Raw genomic sequence first — 20,813 nt, 5'->3', positions numbered from 1 at the left:
GATGAAGGAGGCCTCACGTATGGTCCAAGGACGCAGCGGTTCGCCTGATTCCCCCGATCCAGAGGCGGGCGCTCCCGTCGGGGACGTCTATGACTGGTTTCAACGCGGAATGAGGCTTCTGTCCGAGGGCAGTCCGGCCGCAGCCGCCTCGCTGCTGGAGCGGGCCGCCGACGCCGAACCGGAGTCTCGCAGCATCAGGGAGGGTCTCGCCCGGGCCCAGTTCAACTCGCGGCAGTACGCCGACGCCGTCGACAGTTTCCGCTGGATCATCGACGCCAACCCGGCCGAGGACTACGCCTACTTCGGCCTGGGGCTCGCCCTATGGCGCACCGGGGACATGGAGGCGGCGCAGGAGCCCCTGGCCATCGCCGTCGCGATGCGCCCCGACCAGCGTCATTACGTGTCCGCGCTGCGGAGCGTCCGCGCGACCCTCCGTGCCCGTCAGGGGTGACACACCGGGGTGATGGAATAGGGCGGTGGATTCCAACACGCTCATCGATCCCTACGACACCCTCCTCCTCGATCTCGACGGCGTGGTCTATCTGGGCCGCGACGCCGTTCCGGGGGCTCCGGAGGCGTTGCGTCGGGCGGCGGAGGGAGGAGTACGGCTCGCCTACGTCACCAACAACGCCTCACGCACTCCCGGGGCGATCGCTGAGCACCTGAGCGCGCTCGGCGCCCCGGCGCGCGCCGAGGACGTCGTCACCTCGGCCCAGGCCGCCGCGCGGCTGGTGGCCGAACGGGTCGAGCCCGGTTCGGCGGTGCTGGTGGTCGGGGGGATGGGGCTGCGCAGCGCCTTGCGCGCGCACGGTCTGCGCCCGGTGAGCACCGCGGCGGAGGAGCCCGCCGCGGTCGTACAGGGCATCGCGCCCGATCTCTCCTACGGCCTGCTCTGCGAGGGCACGCTGGCCGTACGGCGGGGCGCCCTGTTCGTGGCGGCCAACGCCGACACCACGATGCCGTCCGGCCGGGGGGAGTCGCCGGGCAACGGGGCGATGGCCCGGGTGATCGCCGCGGCGACCGGGGTGGAGCCCGTCGTGGCGGGGAAGCCGGAGCCGCCCCTGCACCGGGAGTCGATGCTGCGTACCGGCTCGCGGCGACCCCTGGTGGTCGGTGACCGGCTCGACACCGACATCGAGGGGGCGACGAACGCGGGGGTGGACGCCCTGCTGGTGCTGACCGGCGTGACCGGGCCGCTCGACCTGCTGACAGCGGGTCCCCACCGGCGGCCCGCCTACGTCGCCGCGGACCTGTCGGCGCTGCACCGGCCCTACCCGGCTGTGCTGCGGTCCGGAGACGGGTGGGCCTGCGAGGGGTGGAGCGCACGCTGGGACGGCGGTCGGCTGCGCCTCGACGGCCATGGGGAGGCGATCGACGGTCTCCGTGCGGCCTGCACCGCGACATGGGAGGCGGCCGGTGAGGGAAGGGCGGACGAGGACGCCGTGAAGGCTGCACTGGACTCCTCGCTGCCGGGGGAGGGTGTTCGCCGTCCGTGACCCGGTCACCCGGAGCGAGGACGGGCCGCCCGGAGCGGAACGAACCGATCCGGGCGGTGAGCAGCCGCTCTGGATGAGAAGCCGGTCCGGGTGGTGAGCAACCGGCTTGGGCGAGGAGCCGATCCGGGCGGTGAGGAGCCGGCTTGGGCGAGGAGCCGGTCCGGGTGAGGAGCCGGTCCAGGAGGGAACCGGTCCGGGCGGGGAACCGGTCGGCGGACCCGCCCGCCGGGCTTCCCGGGTCCTGCGGCTTCGGAGGGGCCGGGAAGCCGGGGAGGCCGCGGGCCCCGGGGGTCAGAGGAGCTTGCGCAGCCGGAGGAGGTCGCCGAAGCTTGCGTCGATCTTCACTTTGCCGCCGAACAGCGCGCGTCCCATGTCCAGCTCCCCGTTGACCAGGGAGACCAGGTCGTCACTGCCGATGGTCAGTTTCACGTCGGCGGGTCTGCCGTCGGCGGGGGGCCGCTCCTCGAAGGGACCCAGCCCGCCGTGGTGGATGCGTCCGTAGAAGGTGACGCTGAGATCGCTGATGTGGCAGCTGATGCTGCGCTCGACCACGTGCTTGGCGCGGCTCGCCTGGTCAACCTCGTCGAACTGCTCGCCGAGTCTGCGCAGTGCCACCCGGCACTCGTCGACGGTCGCCATCGCGCGACGCTCCTTTCTCTTTCCGGACGCTTCCGGATCCTTTGACGTACGGACGGTAGCGTTCCACATGAACATAATGTGCGATCCGGCGTGCGGGGGTTCGCCGGAGGGGGGAGGCATCGCCATGGTGTTCGATGCACTGCGCGGATACCTGCAGGGGGCCACCGGCCTCACCGAGATGACGACGGCCAGGGCGCGGGAGGTGGTGCGTGACCTGTTCGGACTGAAGGAGGCGGAGTCACCGCAGGCGTCCGACCAGATCGACGAGATGGCCAGGGAGCTGGTCACGGCGGGGCAGGAGAGCCGGAACCAGCTCGATGAGATCATTCAGAACGAGGTGAACCGTCTGGTCGACGCGTTCGACCAGGCGCACGCGAGAGAGATCGAGGAGATCGACCGGCTGCGGACGCGCGTGGCCGAGCTGGAGGCCCGGCTGGCCGAATCCGAGACCTCCGCATCCGAGACCTCTGCCACACCGCGCGCCACGCGAAGCCGTACCGCCGCCAAGACCGCGGAGAAGCCGGTCAAGGCCGCCGGGAAGGCGGGCAAGACGGAGGAGACCGCGGTCAAGCCGGAGGAGGCGGCGGGAAAGGCCGCGGGAAAGGCCGCGACGAAGACGGGGGCGGCGAAGACCAGGAAGACCGCCGGTAAGGCGAAGGCGGGGGAGAAGCCGGAGGAGACCGCCGGCAGGGCAGCCGCGAAGACGAGGAGGTCGACCGCGAAGGCGGCCGAGGAGACGGGGAAGGACACGGCGAGTACGGCGAAGACCGCGGGAAAGGCGGCGGCGAAGACCGGGAAGACCGCCGGGAGGGCCACCGGCAGGGCAGCCGCGAAGACCGAGGAGAAGACCGGGGAGAAGAGCACCGGAGGGACCACCGCGAAGACCGGGGAGAAGAGCACCGGCGGCACCACCGCGAAGACCGGCGATGGAACCGCTGAGAAGACCACCGGCGGGACCGCGGAGAAGCCGGGAGAGGACGCGGGCAAGAGCGGGAAGACCGGCGGGAGGACCGCGGGGAAAGCCGCCGGGAGGACCGCGGGGAAGGCGGGCCGCACGGCCGGGACGACGCGCGCCGCGGCGTCCGATACGGTCAAGGCGTCCACGGGCGCGGCGTCCCGCGCCCGTGCGGCGAACAGGACGGCGAAGAACACCTCCGGAGGGGACGGATGACCTACCTGCCCGAAGAGACCGGCGACGAAGAGACCGGCGAAGAGCGGGTCGACGCCGTGCTGAACGGGCTGGCCCGGCTCGGCGAGGTGCCCGTCTCGGCGCACGTGGGCGTGTTCGAGGAGGTGTTCGCCGGGCTGGAGGGGGTCCTCGCCTCGGCGGACGACACCGCGGACCGGCAGCGGTGAGCCGGCGGGCACGCCTCGACAGCGAGCTCGTCCGCCGCCGGCTGGCCAGGTCCAGGGAACAGGCGGCCCAGCTGATCGAGGACGGCCGGGTCACCGTCGGCGGCCGGGTGGCCGCCAAGGCCGCGACCCAGGTGGACACCGCCGCGGCGATCGTGGTGGCTGAGGCCCCCGGCGGCGTCGACTACGTCTCGCGGGGGGCGCACAAGCTGCTGGGCGCGCTGGAGGCGTTCGGGCCCCGCGGCCTGACCGTCACCGGGCGGCGCTGCCTGGACGCCGGGGCCTCGACCGGGGGCTTCACCGACGTGCTGCTGCGCAACGGCGCGGCGCACGTGCTGGCGGTGGACGTCGGGTACGGCCAGCTCGCCTGGTCGCTGCGGACCGACGAGCGGGTCACGGTCATGGAGCGGGTCAACGTCAGGGACCTGACGCCCGACATGGTGGGGGAGGCTCCCACCCTGGTCGTGGGCGACCTGTCCTTCATCTCGCTGCGCCTGGTGCTGCCGGCCCTGACCCGCTGCGCCGCCGGGCGGGCCGACTTCGCGATGCTGGTCAAGCCCCAGTTCGAGGTGGGCAGGGAGCGGGTGGGCGCCGGCGGCGTCGTCCGCGACCCCGCCCTGCGGGCGCAGGCCGTACGGGACGTCGCCGAGGCCGCCCGGGGGCTCGATCTCGTCGTGCGCGGCGTCACCGCGAGCCCGCTGCCCGGCCCGTCCGGCAACGTCGAGTACGTCATCTGGCTGGGCAAGGGAGAGGGCGCGCCGCCGGTCGCCGACGTCGAGGCGGAGATCGGGCGCGCGGTGGCGGAGGGGCCCCGCTAAGGTCTGCTCGTGGATCTTCGCCGCGGGACGGCGGGGATCCGCGGCACGGGCGGTCGCGACCACGGCGGTCGGGATCCCGCCACGGCCCGGAACCGCCCGCCGCCACGGGACCGTCCGCCGTACCGGGGCCGTCCCCCGGCGCGGGACCGTACGGCGGCATGGCTTCACCGGCGGACGGTTCGAAGACGCCGGTGCTCATCCCCCGAAAGAGTGGAGACATGACAACCAAGCGCACCGTGCTGGTCACCGCCCACACCGGGCGGGAGGCGGCCGTCGAGAGCGCCCGGCTGGTGATCGGGCGGCTGCTGGAGGCGGGGGTGGCGGTGCGCGTCCTCGGCTCCGAGGCCGAGGCCGTCGCGTGCGCGGGCGCCGACGTGGTGCCGGCCACCGCCATGGCCGTCCAGGACGCCGAGATGATGATCGTGCTCGGCGGCGACGGCAGCCTGCTGCGGGCCGCCGAGCTCTCCCGTCCGGCCGGGGTGCCGCTGCTGGGGGTCAACCTCGGGCATGTCGGGTTCCTCGCGGAGGCGGAGGTGGAGGACCTGGCGGTCGCGGTGGACTGCGTGGTCCGGGGCCGCTACGACGTGGAGGAGCGGATGGCCGTCGAGGTCACCGCCCGCCTCAACGGGCGGCTGCTGGCCGACACCTGGGCGCTCAACGAGGCGACCGTGGAGAAGAACGACCGGATGCTGGAGGTGGTCGCCGAGGTCGACGGGCGGCCTCTGTCACGATGGGGGTGTGACGGGGTCATCTGCGCCACCCCCACCGGTTCGACCGCGTATGCTTTCTCGGCCGGTGGCCCGGTGGTGTGGCCGGAGGTGGAGGCGCTGTTGCTGGTGCCGATCAGCGCCCACGCGCTGTTCGCCCGGCCGCTGGTGGTCTCCCCGCGCTCCCGGCTGGCGCTGGAGGTCCAGCCGGAGACCGCCGGGGCCGTGCTGTGGTGCGACGGCCGCCGCCGCTTCGACCTGCCCGCCGGGGCGCGGGTCGAGGTGCGCCGGGCCGAGGTGCCGGTACGGCTTGCGCGGCTGCACGGTCTGGAGGACACCGGGGCGCCGTTCACCGACAGGCTGGTCGCCAAATTCGGCCTTCCTGTGCAGGGCTGGCGCGGCCGGGCGCGGTCGTAGATCATCCCGGCGATCGCGGTGCCGAGCGCGTAGGATCGTGCCCGCGCACCGCACTGATGTTCGGTGAATTCGATGTGACGGGAGGGACCAGTGCGACCCAGGGTCGAGGAGGTCCGCATCCAAGGGCTCGGCGTGATCGACGAGGCCGTCCTGGCGCTGTCGCCGGGATTCACCGTGCTCACGGGCGAGACCGGCGCGGGCAAGACGATGGTGGTGACCGGTCTGGGGCTGCTGTTCGGCGGCCGGGCCGACCCGGCCCGCGTCCGCCCGGGCTCCGACAAGGCGACCGTCGAGGGCACCCTCGTGGTGGACCCGGCGGGCCGGGTGGCCCAGCAGGTGCAGGACCTCGGGGGAGACGTCGAGGGCGGCGAGCTGATCATCTCGCGCACCGTCTCGGCCGAGGGCCGCAGCCGGGCCTGGCTGGGCGGGCGCACCGTCCCGGTGGGTACGCTGACCTACCTCGCCGAGGACCTCGTGGCCGTCCACGGCCAGATGGACCAGCAGCGGCTGCTGCAGCCGGGCCGCCAGCGCGCGGCCCTCGACCGTTACGCCGGCGAGGAGCTGGTCAAGCCGCTGCGCGCCTACGAGCAGGCCTACCGGCGCCACAGGCAGGTGACCGACGAGCTGGCCGAGATCACGGCCCGGGCCCGGGAGCGCGCCCAGGAGGCCGACATGCTCCGGTTCGGGCTGGAGGAGGTCGGGCGGGCCGAGCCCCGGCCGGGCGAGGAGACCGAGCTGCGCGAGGAGGAGGAGCGGCTCTCCCACGCCGACTCGCTCCGCAGCGCGGCCGAGACCGCGCACCGGGCGCTGCTCGGCGATCCGATGGCCGGTGACCAGGACCTCCAGGACGCCGTCACGCTGGTCGGGCAGGCCCGCTCGGCCGTCGAGGCGGTCCGCGACTTCGATCCGGCGCTGGCCGGGATCGCCGACCGGCTGGCCGAGGCCGGCTACCTCATCTCCGACGTCGCCACCGAGCTGGCCGCCTACGCCGAGTCGGTCGAGGCCGACCCGGCCCGCCTCGCGATGGTTCAGGAGCGCCAGGCGGTGCTGACCCACCTGGTGCGCAAGTACGGCGAGGACACCCGGGCCGTGCTGGCCTGGGCGGAGCAGGCCGCGCGGCGCGTCACCGAGCTGGAGGGCGACGACGAGCGGATCGCCGAGCTCACCCACGAGCAGGAGGAGCTCACCGGCCGCCTCACCGGGTTCGCGGCCGAGCTGACCCGGATCCGCACCGCGGCCGCCGAGCGGTTCGGGCAGGCGGTGACCGAGGAGCTCGCCGCGCTGGCCATGCCGCACGCCCGGGTGGTGGTCGTCATCACGCCCGCCGCCGAGTTCGGCCCGCACGGCCTGGACGAGGTGGAGCTGCGGATGTCCCCGCATCCGGCCTCGCCGCCCCTGCCGCTGAACAAGGGGGCCTCCGGCGGTGAGCTGAGCCGGGTGATGCTCGCCATCGAGGTGGTCTTCGCCGGCGCCGACCCGGTGCCGACGTTCGTCTTCGACGAGGTCGACGCGGGCGTGGGCGGCAAGGCGGCGGTGGAGATCGGCCGCCGCCTGGCCCGCCTGGCCCGCACCGCCCAGGTGATAGTGGTCACACACCTGCCGCAGGTCGCGGCGTTCGCCGACCAGCACCTGGTGGTGGAGAAGGCGGGCGACGGCAGCGTGGTGCGCAGCGGCGTGGTGGCGCTCGACCGGGACGGCCGGACGCGGGAGCTGGCGCGCATGCTCGCCGGGCTGGAGGACTCCGAGCTGGGCCGCGCGCACGCCGAGGAACTGCTGGCGATCGCCGCCGCCGACAAAAGGGGTTGAGGGGGACTGTTCACGCCTATTCGGGGGAGCAACCGGACGCCGGTGATTCACAGTGACGAACCAGGCGGGCATCGGGCTGCCCGGCTCACCCGGTCGTCGCCTCTGGCAGGATGGTTTCGATGAAGGTGCCGATTGACGGGCCTCGACGCAGGCTCACCGGTTACCTCCGCCACAGGAAGGTCTCGGACCTTCCCGGGGTGACGGCCGTGGCGCGGATCGACCGGCGGACGAAGAGGCTCACCAAGCGCCTCCGCCCCGGGGAGATCGCGATCATCGACCACGTCGACGTCGACCGGGTGAGCGCGGAGGCGCTTGTCGCGTGCGGCGCGGCGGGCGTGATCAACGTCGCCGCGGGCATCAGCGGGCGCTACCCCAATCTCGGCCCGCAGATCATCGTCGAGGCCGGCGTGCCGTTCGTCGACAACGCCGGCCCCGAGCTGTTCGACCGGATCTCCGACGGCGACCTGGTCCGGCTGCACGACGGCGTCGTCCACCTCGACGACGAGATCGTCGGCAAGGGCGACGTGCAGACGGCCGAGTCCGTCGAGGCCGCCATGGCCGAGGCGCGGGCCGGGCTGACCACGCAGATCGAGGCGTTCGCGACCAACACGATGGAGTACATCCAGCGTGAGCGCGACCTCCTCATCGACGGCGTCGGCGTGCCCGACGACGTCCACACCTCCATGGAGGGCAGGCACGTCCTCATCGTGGTGCGCGGTTACCACTACAAGGAGGACATCGCCGTCCTGCGCCCCTACATCCGCGAGTACCGCCCCGTCATGATCGGGGTGGACGGCGGAGCCGACGCGCTCATCGAGGCCGGCTACCTCCCCGACGTCATCGTCGGCGACTTCGACTCGGTCTCGGACAAGGCCCTCACCTGCGGCGCCGAGCTGGTCGTGCACGCCTACCGGGACGGCCGCGCGCCGGGCCTGGAGCGGATCCAGCGGCTCGGCCGCGACGCCGTCGTCTTCCCCGCCGTCGGCACCAGCGAGGACATCGCCATGCTGCTCGCCGACGACAAGGGCGCCGATCTGATCGTCGCCGTCGGCACCCACGCGACGCTGGTGGAGTTCCTCGACAAGGGACGCGCCGGCATGGCCAGCACCTTCCTCACCCGCCTGCGGGTGGGCAGCAAGCTCGTCGACGCCAAGGGCGTCAGCCGGCTGTACCGCAGCCGGATCTCCACCTCGTCACTGCTCCTGCTCGTGGCCACCACGCTGATCACCATGGGGGTGGCGATCATCGTCTCCCCGGTGGGCAAGATCTGGCTGGACAGCGTCCGCGACATCTGGAACGGCTTCATCTTCTGGTTGGTCGGACTCTTCTCGTGATCGATTTCCGCTATCACCTCGTCTCCATCGTCGCGATCTTCCTGGCGCTGTCGGTCGGCATCGTGCTCGGCACCAGCTTCCTGGAGGACCCCGCCATCAAGGCGACGGAGATCTTCGCCAACCAACTCCGGGTCAGCAACGAGGAGTACCGCGACCAACTGGAGGCCGTGCAGAAGCGCGAGGCGGCCAACGACGCCTTCGTCACCGACGCGGCCCCCCGCCTGGTGCAGAACGCCCTCGCCACGGAGAGCGTCGTCATCGTCGAGGCCCCCGGCGTCACGAACGCCATGCGCGAGGGGGTCCAGGACCTCCTCGTCAAGGCGGGAGCCACGGTGACCGGACGGGTCGTCCTCGACGAGAGCTACGTCGACGCGGCCCAGGCGGCCCTCATCGAGAAGCTCGCCGACGACGCCAAGCCGGCCGACATGACCTTCCCCGCGGACGCCACGCCGTACCGGAAGGTGGCGACCGCGCTCGCCGACGCGATCGTGACCGACGACCCGGCCCAGATCGGCAAGGAGAACCCGGTGGCCGCCGGGGTCCTGGACGCCTTCGAGGCCGGCGGGCTGCTCACCGTCACCGGCGAGCCGGCCAAGCGCGCCGCCCTGGCCGTGCTGATCGCCCCGGCCGAGCCGTACACCGGGGAGGGCGCGGCCCAGCAGGCGAACGCGCTCGTGTCGATGGCGCTGGGCCTGGACGAGACCGGCCGTGGCGTCGTCGTGGCCGGCGGGCCGTCCTCCGCCACGACGGGTGGCGCCGTCGCGGCGCTGCGTGACGACACCGCCGCCGCCGAGAAGGTCTCCACCGTCGACAACGCCGATATGCCCATGGGGCGGGTCGTGGTGGTCTACGCTCTGCGGGAGCAACTGTCCGGGGCCACCGGCCAGTACGGCATCGGCCCGGGCGTCTCGGGCGTCGAGCCCAGCGCGTCGCCGGCCCCCACGGCCACCTCCGGAGGATGACCCGATGGCTCGTCGCGCTCTCACCGCCGCCCTGGCCGGCGCGCTCCTCGGCGCGGCCGCGGCCCGCGCCGCGTACGCGGCCTTCACCCGCAGGCCGCCGGTCGGCGACGCCGAGACCTGGAGCCGCACCAACCACCGGGGCGAGCCCATCACGCTTCTGGAGGGCCCGGCGTTCGTCGCGGGCGCGGGCGTCGCCGCCGCGGCGGTCCCCGGCCTGCCCGCCCGGGTCCGCGCCGCCGCGCTGCTGGCCGCGGCCGGCGCCGGCGGCCTGGGCGCCTACGACGACCTGTACGGCGTGACGGCCTCCAAGGGGTTCCGGGGCCACCTGGGCGCGCTGGCCAAGGGCGAGGTCACCAGCGGCGCGGTGAAGATCGCCGGGATCGGCCTGACCGGGCTGGCCGCGGCCGCGCTGACCGTGCCCGCGCTGACCGCGCATCGGCCCGCCGACGCGGTGATCGACGGCATGCTGGTCGCGGGCGCCGCCAACCTGGCCAACCTGTTCGATCTGCGCCCGGGCCGCGCCATCAAGGTCGGCCTGCTCGCCGGCGCGCCGCTGCTCGCCGCGGGCCTGCGCCGCGGCGACCCGGTGGCCGCGGCCCTGGCCGCGCTGCCGCTCGGGGCTTCGGCCGCCCTGCTGCCCGAGGACCTGGGTGAGCGGGCGATGCTGGGTGACGCCGGGGCCAACGCGCTGGGCGCGCTGCTCGGCCTGGCCGCCGCCGTCACCCTGGGACGTCCCGGCCGCCTGGCCGCGCTCGGCACCGTGGCCGCGCTGACCGCCGCCTCGGAGAAGGTCAGCTTCACCAAGGTCATCGTCGGCAACCCGGTGCTCAACCGCATCGACATGCTCGGCCGCCGTCCCCCGGAGCAGGCGCCCGCCGGCTGATGGGAAGGAAGATCGGGCAGGGGGTCGCGGGCGCGGCGCTCCTCATCGGGATCGTCACCATGGCCGCCCGGATCATCGGGTTCGGCCGGTACTGGGTCCAGTCGCACACCGTCGCCAACTCCTGCCTGAGCACCGCCTACAACACCGCCAACTACGTTCCCAACATCGTCTTCGAGCTGGTGGCCGGTGGCGCGTTGGCCGGGATGGTGGTCCCGGTGCTGGCCTCGGCCGCCTCCCGGTCCGACGACGATCCCGGCGCCCGGGAGGAGGCCGGCCGGATCACCTCGGCGCTGCTCACCTGGACGATGCTGGTCCTGGTGCCGCTGACCCTGCTCATCGCGGTCCTGGCCGGGCCGATCGTCTCGCTGCTGAGCGGTGACGCCAAGAATTGCGACCTGTCGCAGGTCGTCGCGGCCGGGACGGACATGCTCGTCGTCTTCGCCCCCCGCATGATCTTCTTCGGGATCGCCGTGGTCCTGTACGGCGCGCTGCAGGCCCACCGGCGGTTCATGGGGCCCGCGCTGGCGCCGCTGGTCTCCAGCGTGGTCGTGGTCGTCTCCCTCGTGGCGTTCGAGGCGGTGAACGGCGGCGCCGCCGATGACCTGTCGCGCCTGACCCCGGCCGGGAGCCTGACGCTGTCCGTGGGCGCGACCGTCGCGGCCGCGGCGATGGTGCTGACCGTGCTCGGCCCGGCGGCGCGGCTGGGGCTGCGGCTGCGGCCCTCGCTGTCGTTCCCACCCGGGGTGGCGGCCCGTGCCCGGCGCCTGGCGGTCGCGAACCTGGCCGTGCTGGTGGCCCAGCAGGTCACGCTGACGGCCGTGGTCCGGCTGGCCAACCACTTCGGCGGGGCGGGCGTGGTGGGCGTCTACACCTACGCCTGGGCGCTGTTCCAGCTGCCCTTCGCGGTGTTCGTGGTGCCGGTGGCCACCAGTTCGTTCCCGCTGCTGTCCACCCGGGCGGCCGACGGCGACCGGGCCGGGTTCGACGACCTCGCGTCGTCCACCACGCGGGTGGTGCTGCTGGTGACGGGGCTGTCGGCCGGGGTGATGGCGGCGGTCGCCACGCCCGTGGCGCGGGTCTTCGTGGCGGGCACCGACGGCGGCGACCCCCCGGCGATGGCCCGCGCGGTCGCGTTCTTCGCGCTCGGCCTGGTGGGCTACGGCCTGATGTTCCACCTCGCGCGGGTGCTGTACGCCCGCGGCGAGGGAAGGGCGGCGGCGCTCGCCTCGGTCGCCGGGTGGGCGGTCGCGCTGGCCGCACAGGTCGTGCTGGCCCGCGCCGCGGACGACCCCTCGCAGGTGGTGGGACAGCTGGCGCTGGGCAGCACCGCCGGTGTGACGGCCGGCGGGGCGCTGCTGGCGCTGGCCGTACGCAGGGGGGCGGGAGCCGGGGCGCTGGCCGGGACGGGGCGGGCGCTGCTCGCCGCGGTGCTCGGCGGGGCCGCCGCCTACGGCGCCGGACTGGTCGTCGCGGACGCCCTGACGGGCGCGTCCACCTGGACGAGCGTGATCGCCGGGGTGGTGGCCGCCCTGGCGGGCGCGGCGGCGTTCGCGGTCGTGGCCGCGGTGGTCGACGGGCCGGACGCCCGGGCGCTGCTCGGCAGGTTCGGCGGGTTGGGCAGGAACACCGGGTCCGGCGGCTCCGGCGGAGGCAAGGGGATGTCCGCCACAGGAGGGAGACGTTCCGATGGCTGAGGCGGCGCGGGCGGTGTCACGGGAGGGGGACGTTCCGATGGCTGAGGCGGCGCGGGTGGCGTTCGTGCTGGGGACCAGCGCGGGCGGGGTCGGACGGCACGTCGCGATGCTGGCCGGCGGGCTGGCGGAGCGGGGGGCGCGGGTGGTGGTGGCGGGCCCGCCGGCCACCGGGGAGAGCTTCGGGTTCGGCCGCCTCGGGGCGCGGTTCACGCCCGTGCCGATCTCGGACCGGCCCCGTCCCCGGGGGGACCTCCAGGCGCTGCGCCGGCTGCGGGCGCTGCGCGGCGCCGACGTCGTGCACGCCCACGGGTTGCGCGCCGGGGCGCTGGCCGCGCTCGCGTTGGCCGGGACCGGAACACCCCTGGTGGTGACGCTGCACAACGCCGCCACCGCCGGCGGCGCGGTCGGCGCGGTTCACGCCGTTCTGGAGCGGATCGTGGCCCGCCGGGCCGACCGCGTCCTGGTGGTCTCCGCCGACCTGGGAGAGCGGATGCGCCGGCTCGGGGCGCGGCACGTCGCGGCCGCGGTGGTCCCGGCGCCCCCGCTGACCCCGTCCGGGCGCCCGCCCGCGCGGGTGCGGACGGAACTCGGCGTGGGCGAGCGGCCGGTCCTGCTGACGGTCGCCAGACTCGCCCAGCAGAAGGGCCTGGAGACACTGCTCGACGTCGCCGCCGCCTTCGCTCCGGGCGCGGGGGAGGAACAGGGACCGAGGCTTCCGGCCGCGGGGGAGGAGCGGGGGCCGGTTTTCCTGGTGGCCGGTGACGGGCCGCTGCGCGGGCCGCTGCGGGAGCGGATCGACCGCGAGGGGCTTCCGGTGCGGCTGCTGGGCGACCGCGGCGACGTCGCGGACCTGCTCACCGTGGCCAGGGCGCTGCTGGTGCCGAGCCGATGGGAGGGGCAGCCGCTCACCGTCCAGGAGGCGCTGCGGGCCGGGGTGCCCGTCGTGGCCACCGCCGTGGGCGGCCTGCCCGCAATGGTGGGGGAGGCCGGGCTGCTGGTGCCGTACGGTGACGCGGGCGCCATGCGCGAGGCGGTGGCCCGGGTGCTGGCCGACGACGGGCTCGCCCGTGACCTGGGGCGGGCGGCGGCCCTGAGGGGGCGCACGCTGCCCGGCCGCCTGGAGGCGGTGGAGGCCGCGCTGGCGGTTTACCGGACGCTGCCCGGGGGAGGCGGAGGGTTGGAACAACCGACCACGCCTGATCGTTGAATTAGGCGGTTCCAAGCCACCCACCTATACTGGCTTGGTTAGGGGGGGAGTATCCCTTCGCGACAGTCTCGTCATCACGGTGCCGCCCCGCTCCATGGGGCCCCCGGGGCTGTCGGTCCGCGTTCTTCCGCGGGCGGGAGAGACCTCCGGCAGTCAGTCGTGCGCGCCGCCGGAGGTTACCAACCGTGATCGTTCCTGTCTGGGCTTGGATCGCCGTCATCGGCGGCCTTCTCGTAGTCCTCGCCCTCGATCTGTGGATCGTCGACCGGGGCGAGCCCCGAGAGTTCTCCATGAAGCAGGCGGGGGCGTGGGTCGGCTTCTACGTCACGCTCGCTGTCATCTTCGCCGCCGTGCTGTGGATCACCGGCGGGGCGACCCCCGCGGCGCAGTTCGTCGCCGGCTATATCACCGAGTACAGCCTGAGCGTCGACAACCTGTTCATCTTCTACATCATCATGACCCGCTTCGCGGTGCCCAAGGTCCACCAGCACAAGGTGCTGCTGGTCGGCATCCTGATGGCGCTGGCCATGCGAGGCGTCTTCATCGCCGTGGGCGCCGCCGCGCTGTCGAGCTTCAGCTGGCTGTTCTACGTCTTCGGCCTCTTCCTCCTCTACACCGCCGTCCAGCTCATCCGCCAGCACGGCGAGGACGAGGACGACTTCAAGGAGAACGCGCTCCTGCGCTGGGCCCGCCGGGCGCTGCCGCACACCGACGACTACGTGGGCTCCCGGGTCTTCGTCAAGATCGGCGGCAAGCGCATGGTCACCCCGATGCTGATCGTGATGGTCGCCATCGGCACCACCGACCTGCTGTTCGCGCTCGACTCGATCCCGGCGATCTTCGGTCTCACCACCGACGCCTTCATCGTCTTCACCGCCAACGTGTTCGCCCTGATGGGCCTGCGCCAGCTCTACTTCCTGCTGGGCGGACTGCTGCAGAAGCTCGTCTACATCAGCTACGGTCTGGCGTTCATCCTTGGTTTCATCGGGGTTAAGCTGATTCTCGAGGCGCTGCACTCCAGCGGCGTCTCCTGGGCACCGGAGGTGCCGATCTGGCTCTCGCTGGCGGTCATCGGCGTCACCATGACGGTCACCACCGTCGCCAGCCTGGTGAAAGCCCGCCGCGACGAGAGCAAGAGCAGGGAAGTGACCACCCCCGCGGGTGCCGAACAGGGCTAGAGGATCGGCGCCCGAGGCGGTTTCTTGTCTGGTTCCGCCGTATAACGGTTATGAGATGGGTAGCATCCTGCCTCAAGCAGGTAGACATACCGGTCTAACGCCGCAATACATCACAAAAGGTTCCCCGTGTCCCACGATTCAGCAAGCCCTCAGCCCGGCCGGATCAGACTGGCTCGTGGCGTTTCCCCGTGGCTTCTCCCGACCGTGGCCGCCGCCACGGCGACCTCGCTGCTCAGCCGCCGTGACCGGCGCTGGGCCCTGGCGGCCCTCCCGCTGACCGCGCTCACCGGCGGGATGCTCTGGTTCTTCCGCGACCCCGACCGCGTGCCGGGCACGGCGCGCGTCCTGTCCCCCGCGGACGGCGTGGTGCAGAGCATCGACCCGTGGCCCGACGGCCGCACGCGGGTGGCCATCTTCATGAGCCCGCTCAACGTGCACGTCAACCGCGCGCCGCTGGCCGGCACGGTCACCTCCGTCGAGCACGTCCCCGGCGGGTTCCTGCCCGCTTTCAACAAGGACAGCGACTCCAACGAGCGTGTCGTGTGGCACCTGGACACCGAGCTCGGTGACATCGAGCTGGTCCAGATCGCCGGTGCCGTCGCCCGGCGCATCGTGCCCTACCTGACGGCGGGCGCCAAGGTCGTGCGGGGCGAGCGGATCGGCCTCATCCGGCTGGGCTCGCGGGTGGACGTCTACCTGCCCGAGGGGATCGCCCCCGCCGTGTCGGTCGGACAGAAGACCGTCGCGGGGGTGACCGGTCTTGACCACGGCTGACGCCGGCTGGCCGCTCGACGAGACGGACGACGAGCCGCGCGGCCCCGTCGGCAAGGCGTTCCGGCTCTCGGCCGCCGACTCCCTGTCGCTCGGCAACGCGCTGTGCGGCTTCCTGGCCGTGTGCGTGCTGGCCTGGTCGGCCATCCGCGCGCTGCAGGAGGGCAAGCCGTTCGAGGCCGACCCCCGGTTCTTCGGCACCGCCGTCGTGCTGCTGCTGATCGGCGCCACCTGCGACCTGTTCGACGGCCTGGTGGCCCGCAAGTTCCGCGCCTCGGCCATGGGCGCGGAGCTGGACAACCTCGCCGACGTCATCAGCTTCGGCTTCGCCCCGGCGTTCATGGTCGTCATCTGGGCGGGTTTCAATCCCGCTACCCCGTTCCCGCTGGTGATGGTGGCCGCGGCGTCGGTGCTGCTGGCCGGCGTCATCCGGCTCGCCAGGTTCGCCTGCGTCAAGACCAAGAGCGGCGACTTCATGGGTCTGCCCATCCCCATGGGCGCGATGACGGTGGTGTCGATCGTCCTGCTGTTCCCGCCGTCGAAGCTGGCGGTGGTGCCCATCCTGGGCGTGGCCTACCTCATGGTCAGCCGGATCGAGTACCCCAAGCCCAAGGGCAACCTGGCGGCCGTCGTGCTGGCCTGGATGATGATCAACGTCGCCTGCCTGACCATATGGGCCGCCGGGCTGTCCGGAGGCGACTCGCTGATCAAGGTCGGGGCCGTCATGCAGATCGCCATCGTGGCCGCCATCCCGCTGCGCGTGCTGATGTTCAAGCGGGCCAAGCGCAAGGAGCGCAGGGAGGCCGAGCGCGTCGGCTGACGGCCGGGCGCACGGCTCCCCGCGGGCTCCCGCCCGGCGGACCGTGCGCCCGCGCGGCCGTCCCGCGCGGCGGCTCCGGGCGCCGGCCGTACGGCGCCCGGAGCCGCCGGAGGCTCACCAGCCGCGGGCCCGCCACTCCGGCAGGGACGGGCGCTCGGCGCCCAGCGTGGTGTCCTTGCCGTGGCCCGGGTAGACCCAGGTGTCGTCGGGCAGCCGGTTGAAGATCCGCTCCGACACGTCCGTGAAGAGCTGCTCGAACCGCTTCGGGTCCTTCTCGGTGTTGCCGACGCCGCCGGGGAACAGCGAGTCACCGGTGAACAGGTGCCCGGGGTGGTGCAGCGCGATCGAGCCGGGCGTGTGGCCGCGCAGATGGATCACCTCCAGGGACACCACGCCGACGGTGACGCCGTCGCCGTGCTCCACCTCCTGGTCCACCGGCACCGGCAGCTCCGGCGCGTCGAGCGGGTGGGCGACCACCGCCGCCCCCGTCACGCCGGCCACCCGCTCCAGCGCCTGCCAGTGGTCGTGATGCCGGTGGGTGGTCACGATCTTGCTGATCGGCTGGTCGCCGATGAGCGCCAGCAGCCGGTCGGCGTCCGCGGCGGCGTCGATGAGCACGCCGTCGCCGGTCTCGTTGCAACGCACCAGGTACGCGTTGTTGTCGTACGGCCCGACGGCCAGTTTGGAGATCGTCAGGGCGCTCAGCTCGCGGACGTCGGCGGGACCGCCGACCCGCACGTCACCGGTATAGGTCATCAGTTACCTCCAGGGTGGGAAACCCGGTCCTTCGGGGCCGGGAGGAAACCCGGCGCGCCTCCGCGCCCCGTCTTTCAGGAGGGGGCCGTCGGCGGGTACTCCTCGGGCGGGGTGTCGGGCAGGTTCGGGGGCGCGGGCAGGGTCAGCCAGGGTGGCGGCGCGGGCAGCGGCCCGACGTCCACCGAGGCGGGCCGGTTCCCCGCGGTCCCCTCCGGCATTATCCTGAGGCCCGTTCCCGAGGCGCGCCCGGTCAACCATCCCAGCAGGCTCCAGGCGTCGCCCTGGACGACCGGCCCCGGGCCCAGCCCCCGCCAGACCTGGCGGTGCTTGTCGCCGTCCTTGACCTCCTCCACCACGATCTCGCTGACCGTGCCGTGCCCGTGCGGCCACGACACCATCGCGTCGTACAGCTCCCGGCGGACGAATGTCTCCGGCCAGTCGGCGCACCGGTAGCCGGCGCCCAGGTCCACGTGGTGGATCTCGACCTCCCGCAGCCGCCGGACGAGGACGTACCAGGCGGGGTGGCCGGGTCCGCGCATGCCGCCGACCGTCGCCCGCCACCCGTCGGCGGGCATGGCCCGCACGGCCCCCGACAGCCGTGCGGCGCTGTCCTCCAGGTCGGCCAGCTGCTCCTTGACGGGCCGCGCCGCCCCCGCCCGGATCCCGGCCTCACGCGTCTCGGCGTCGGGGTACTGCGGCGTCTCGACGCCGGTCCTGGCCCAGGTCAGCAGGTTGACGTGGCTGTCGGCGTTGCGCGATATGTGGGCGAGCACGTGTCCCCGGCTCCAGCCGGGCAGGCGGGAGGGCTCCGCGACGTCGTCGTCGGACAGCCCGGCGACGGTGGAGAGCAGCCGCCCCATGGAGCCGTCCAGCTCGGCCAGGAGCCTGTCTATGACGTTCATGCCCCACACTCCATCACCTGGGCGGGCCGCCGGGCCAGGGCATAAACGATCGTGTCTTCGTGGTTGAACATCAGGCGGCCCCGCGGCACGCGCGCAAGGCCGTAACCTTGAAGCGGACGGGAGACCTGATCCCCCGCACGACGCTCCGCGAAATTGTCGGACCCCGTCGCTAGTCTTCCCGCGACCGCTTCTCAACCTTCCACATCGACGTCGGGACTACTGTGGCTGACCGCCTCATCGTGCGTGGCGCACGTGAACACAACCTCAAGGACGTCTCGCTGGACCTGCCGCGAGACTCTCTGATCGTCTTCACCGGACTGTCCGGCTCGGGCAAGTCCAGTCTGGCCTTCGACACCATCTTCGCCGAGGGTCAGCGTCGCTATGTCGAATCGCTGTCGGCCTACGCCCGCCAGTTCCTCGGGCAGATGGACAAGCCCGACGTCGACTTCATCGAGGGCCTGTCGCCCGCGGTGTCGATCGACCAGAAGTCGACGAGCCGCAACCCCCGCTCGACGGTCGGCACCATCACCGAGGTCTACGACTACCTGCGGCTGCTGTGGGCGCGGGTGGGCAAGCCGCACTGCCCGAGCTGCGGGCGCCCCATCGCCAGGCAGAGCCCCGAGCAGATCGTCGACCGGGTGATGGAGCTGCCCGAGGGCACCCGTTTCCAGGTGCTGGCCCCGGTCGTCCGCGGCCGCAAGGGCGAGTACGCCGAGCTGTTCAGCCAGCTCCAGGCCAAGGGCTTCGCCCGGGCCAGGGTCGACGGCACGGTCGTCCGGCTGGACGAGCCGCCGACGCTGAAGAAGCAGGAGAAGCACGACATCGAGGTGATCGTCGACCGGCTCGCGGTGAAGGAGAGCGCCCGCAGCCGCCTCACCGGCTCGGTCGAGACGGCCCTGCAGCTGTCGGGCGGCACCATCACGCTGGAGTTCGTCGACCTCCCCGAGGACGACCCGAACCGCGAGCGCTTCTACTCCGAGCACCTCTACTGCCCCTACGACGACCTGTCGTTCGAGGAGCTGGAGCCCCGCTCGTTCTCCTTCAACTCGCCCTTCGGCGCCTGCCCGGAGTGCACCGGCCTCGGGGTGCGGATGGAGGTCGACCCCGACCTCGTCGTGCCCGACCCGGAGAAGACCCTGGCCGAGGGCGCGATCTCACCCTGGGCCGGCGGGCACACCAGCGACTACTTCGTCCGCCTGGTGGAGGCGCTCGGCCTGGCGATGGGCTTCAAGCTCGACACCCCCTGGGAGCGGCTCCCGCGCAAGGCGCAGAAGGCGCTGCTGCACGGCCACGACGAGCAGGTCCACGTCCGCTACCGCAACCGCTACGGCCGCGAGCGCTCCTACTACACCACCTTCGAGGGCGCGATCTCCTGGGTGCAGCGCCGCCACGCCGAGGCCGAGAGCGACGGCATGCGGGAGAAGTTCGAGGGCTACATGCGGGAGATCCCGTGCCCCGCGTGCAAGGGCGCCCGGCTCAAGCCCGTCTCGCTGGCCGTCACGGTGAACGGCCGCTCGATCGCCGAGGTGTCGGCCATGTCGATCGCCGACTGCGCGGCGTTCCTGGCCGGCCTGGAGCTGTCCGAGCGCGACATGCAGATCGCCGAGCGGGTGGTCAAGGAGATCAACGCCCGGATGGGCTTCCTGCTCGACGTGGGCCTCGACTACCTCACCATGGACCGCGCGGCCGGCACCCTCGCCGGCGGCGAGGCACAGCGCATCCGCCTGGCCACCCAGATCGGCTCCGGCCTGGTCGGCGTGCTGTACGTGCTGGACGAGCCGTCCATCGGGCTGCACCAGCGCGACAACCAGCGGCTGCTGGAGACCCTGATCCGGCTCCGGGACATGGGCAACACCCTCATCGTGGTCGAGCACGACGAGGACACCATCGCCGCCGCGGACTGGGTGGTGGACATCGGCCCCGGCGCCGGCGAGCACGGCGGCCAGGTCGTCGTCTCCGGTCCGGTGCCGGAGCTGCTGGCCAGCGAGGGGTCGCTGACCGGTGCCTACCTGTCCGGCCGCAAGACCATCACGGTCCCGGCGGCGCGCCGCAAGCGCGACAGGAAGCGCCAGCTCACCGTGAAGGGCGCCCGCGAGCACAACCTCAAGGGCGTGGACGTGGAGTTCCCGCTGGGCGTGTTCACCGCCGTCACCGGCGTCTCCGGCTCCGGCAAGTCGACGATGGTCAACGACATCCTCTACAACGCCCTGGCCAAGGAGCTCAACGGCGCGCGCACCGTCCCCGGCCGTCACTCGCGGATCAACGGGATGGACCTCGTCGACAAGGTGGTGCACGTCGACCAGTCGCCCATCGGCCGCACCCCGCGGTCCAACCCGGCGACCTACACCGGTGTCTTCGACAAGGTGCGCGACCTGTTCGCGCAGACCACCGAGGCGAAGATCCGGGGATACCAGAAGGGCCGGTTCAGCTTCAACGTCAAGGGCGGCCGCTGCGAGGCGTGCTCGGGCGACGGCACCATCAAGATCGAGATGAACTTCCTGCCGGACGTCTACGTGCCGTGCGAGGTCTGCCACGGCGCGCGGTACAACCGGGAGACCCTGGAGGTCCACTACAAGGGCAAGACCATCTCCGAGGTGCTCGACATGCCCATCGAGGAGGCGCTGGAGTTCTTCGACTCCATCCCCTCGATCAAGCGGTACCTCAAGACGCTCAACGACGTCGGCCTGGGCTACGTCCGGCTCGGCCAGCCGGCCACGACCCTGTCCGGGGGAGAGGCGCAGCGCGTGAAGCTCGCCTCGGAGCTGCAGCGCCGCTCCACCGGACGGACGGTCTACGTGCTGGACGAGCCGACCACCGGTCTGCACTTCGAGGACATCCGGCGGCTGCTGGGCGTGCTCGGCAAGCTCGTCGACGGCGGCAACACGGTCATCGTCATCGAGCACAACCTCGACGTCATCAAGACCGCCGACTGGGTGATCGACATGGGCCCCGAGGGCGGCTCGCGGGGTGGCACCGTGGTCGCCACCGGCACCCCCGAGGAGGTCGCGCTGGTGGACGACAGCCACACCGGCCGCTTCCTGCGCAAGATCCTCGGCACCTGAGGCCGGAT

The 20,813-nt window shown here is 72.8% G+C and carries 19 protein-coding genes; 16 read left to right on the top strand and 3 right to left on the bottom strand.

Features of this window, described 5'->3' with window-relative positions; translation table 11 throughout:
- Position 1: 1 nt before the first annotated feature.
- Together IEZ10_RS26620 and IEZ10_RS26615 are read left to right on the top strand one after the other, a co-directional pair.
- The gene (locus IEZ10_RS26620; protein ID WP_373287424.1) at positions 2-451 is read left to right on the top strand and encodes a tetratricopeptide repeat protein; all 450 of its coding nucleotides are present in this window, start codon (positions 2-4) and stop codon (positions 449-451) included.
- 25 nt (positions 452-476) lie between these two features.
- Positions 477-1,496 carry an HAD-IIA family hydrolase gene (locus IEZ10_RS26615; protein ID WP_189249239.1) on the top strand — a complete coding sequence of 340 codons (1,020 nt, stop codon included), beginning with the start codon at positions 477-479 and terminating at the stop codon, positions 1,494-1,496.
- Between the two features lie 291 nt (positions 1,497-1,787).
- Here the strand turns inward: IEZ10_RS26615 and IEZ10_RS26610 are convergent, their stop codons facing one another.
- Positions 1,788-2,135 (bottom strand): SCP2 sterol-binding domain-containing protein, encoded by a 348-nt coding sequence (locus tag IEZ10_RS26610; RefSeq protein WP_189249238.1) that lies wholly within the window; start codon positions 2,133-2,135, stop codon positions 1,788-1,790.
- Between the two features lie 124 nt (positions 2,136-2,259).
- On the opposite strand from IEZ10_RS26610, the gene IEZ10_RS26605 reads away from it, so the two are divergent.
- The 13 genes from IEZ10_RS26605 to pssA all read left to right on the top strand — a co-directional run bounded on the left by IEZ10_RS26605 (position 2,260) and on the right by pssA (position 16,085).
- Positions 2,260-3,306, top strand: a complete 1,047-nt coding sequence (locus tag IEZ10_RS26605) for a hypothetical protein (RefSeq protein ID WP_189249237.1) — start codon at positions 2,260-2,262, stop codon at positions 3,304-3,306.
- Positions 3,303-3,491, top strand: coding sequence for a hypothetical protein (locus IEZ10_RS26600; RefSeq protein WP_189249236.1), 189 nt, complete (start codon positions 3,303-3,305; stop codon positions 3,489-3,491). The genes IEZ10_RS26605 and IEZ10_RS26600 overlap by 4 nt, the downstream gene beginning before the upstream one ends.
- Positions 3,488-4,306 (top strand): TlyA family RNA methyltransferase, encoded by an 819-nt coding sequence (locus tag IEZ10_RS26595; RefSeq protein ID WP_189249235.1) that lies wholly within the window; start codon positions 3,488-3,490, stop codon positions 4,304-4,306. Before IEZ10_RS26600 ends, IEZ10_RS26595 begins: the two co-directional genes overlap by 4 nt.
- 218 nt (positions 4,307-4,524) lie before the next feature.
- Complete coding sequence (locus IEZ10_RS26590; protein WP_189249234.1) at positions 4,525-5,430, top strand: NAD kinase; 906 nt, start codon at positions 4,525-4,527, stop codon at positions 5,428-5,430.
- Positions 5,431-5,520: 90 nt separating this feature from the next.
- The gene (gene recN, locus IEZ10_RS26585; RefSeq protein WP_189249233.1) at positions 5,521-7,236 is read left to right on the top strand and encodes a DNA repair protein RecN; all 1,716 of its coding nucleotides are present in this window, start codon (positions 5,521-5,523) and stop codon (positions 7,234-7,236) included.
- 119 nt (positions 7,237-7,355) lie between these two features.
- Entirely contained in the window at positions 7,356-8,570 is a 1,215-nt protein-coding gene (steA, locus tag IEZ10_RS26580; protein ID WP_189249232.1) for a putative cytokinetic ring protein SteA, read from the top strand.
- Positions 8,567-9,532: a copper transporter gene (locus IEZ10_RS26575; RefSeq protein ID WP_189249231.1), complete on the top strand. Its 966-nt coding sequence runs from the start codon at positions 8,567-8,569 to the stop codon at positions 9,530-9,532. The genes steA and IEZ10_RS26575 overlap by 4 nt, the downstream gene beginning before the upstream one ends.
- A 4-nt stretch (positions 9,533-9,536) precedes the next feature.
- Positions 9,537-10,415, top strand: coding sequence for a hypothetical protein (locus IEZ10_RS26570; RefSeq protein ID WP_189249230.1), 879 nt, complete (start codon positions 9,537-9,539; stop codon positions 10,413-10,415).
- The gene (gene murJ / locus IEZ10_RS26565) at positions 10,415-12,109 is read left to right on the top strand and encodes a murein biosynthesis integral membrane protein MurJ (RefSeq protein ID WP_189249229.1); all 1,695 of its coding nucleotides are present in this window, start codon (positions 10,415-10,417) and stop codon (positions 12,107-12,109) included. Before IEZ10_RS26570 ends, murJ begins: the two co-directional genes overlap by 1 nt.
- Positions 12,110-12,146: 37 nt before the next feature.
- Positions 12,147-13,316: a glycosyltransferase family 4 protein gene (locus IEZ10_RS26560; protein WP_189249228.1), complete on the top strand. Its 1,170-nt coding sequence runs from the start codon at positions 12,147-12,149 to the stop codon at positions 13,314-13,316.
- Positions 13,317-13,501: 185 nt separating this feature from the next.
- Positions 13,502-14,494: a TerC family protein gene (locus IEZ10_RS26555; RefSeq protein WP_189249227.1), complete on the top strand. Its 993-nt coding sequence runs from the start codon at positions 13,502-13,504 to the stop codon at positions 14,492-14,494.
- A gap of 126 nt (positions 14,495-14,620) precedes the next feature.
- Positions 14,621-15,268, top strand: a complete 648-nt coding sequence (locus IEZ10_RS26550) for a phosphatidylserine decarboxylase (protein ID WP_189249226.1) — start codon at positions 14,621-14,623, stop codon at positions 15,266-15,268.
- The gene (gene pssA, locus IEZ10_RS26545) at positions 15,255-16,085 is read left to right on the top strand and encodes a CDP-diacylglycerol--serine O-phosphatidyltransferase (RefSeq protein ID WP_189249225.1); all 831 of its coding nucleotides are present in this window, start codon (positions 15,255-15,257) and stop codon (positions 16,083-16,085) included. The genes IEZ10_RS26550 and pssA overlap by 14 nt, the downstream gene beginning before the upstream one ends.
- A 114-nt stretch (positions 16,086-16,199) precedes the next feature.
- Here the strand turns inward: pssA and IEZ10_RS26540 are convergent, their stop codons facing one another.
- Both IEZ10_RS26540 and IEZ10_RS26535 read right to left on the bottom strand, forming a co-directional pair.
- On the bottom strand, positions 16,200-16,841 hold the full coding sequence (locus IEZ10_RS26540; RefSeq protein ID WP_189249224.1) for an MBL fold metallo-hydrolase: 642 nt from the start codon (positions 16,839-16,841) through the stop codon (positions 16,200-16,202).
- Between the two features lie 74 nt (positions 16,842-16,915).
- Positions 16,916-17,743 (bottom strand): maleylpyruvate isomerase family mycothiol-dependent enzyme, encoded by an 828-nt coding sequence (locus tag IEZ10_RS26535; protein WP_189249223.1) that lies wholly within the window; start codon positions 17,741-17,743, stop codon positions 16,916-16,918.
- 221 nt (positions 17,744-17,964) lie between these two features.
- Here IEZ10_RS26535 and uvrA point away from each other — a divergent pair, with 221 nt between their 5' ends.
- Positions 17,965-20,805 (top strand): excinuclease ABC subunit UvrA, encoded by a 2,841-nt coding sequence (uvrA, locus tag IEZ10_RS26530; protein WP_189249222.1) that lies wholly within the window; start codon positions 17,965-17,967, stop codon positions 20,803-20,805.
- Positions 20,806-20,813: the final 8 nt, after the last annotated feature.

This window comes from Streptosporangium pseudovulgare, from assembly GCF_014648055.1.
In the GTDB taxonomy this organism is placed as follows: Bacteria; Actinomycetota; Actinomycetes; order Streptosporangiales; family Streptosporangiaceae; genus Streptosporangium; species Streptosporangium pseudovulgare.
The sequence above is the reverse complement of the archived record's forward strand: the minus strand, read 5'-3'. Positions and strand labels throughout refer to the sequence as shown.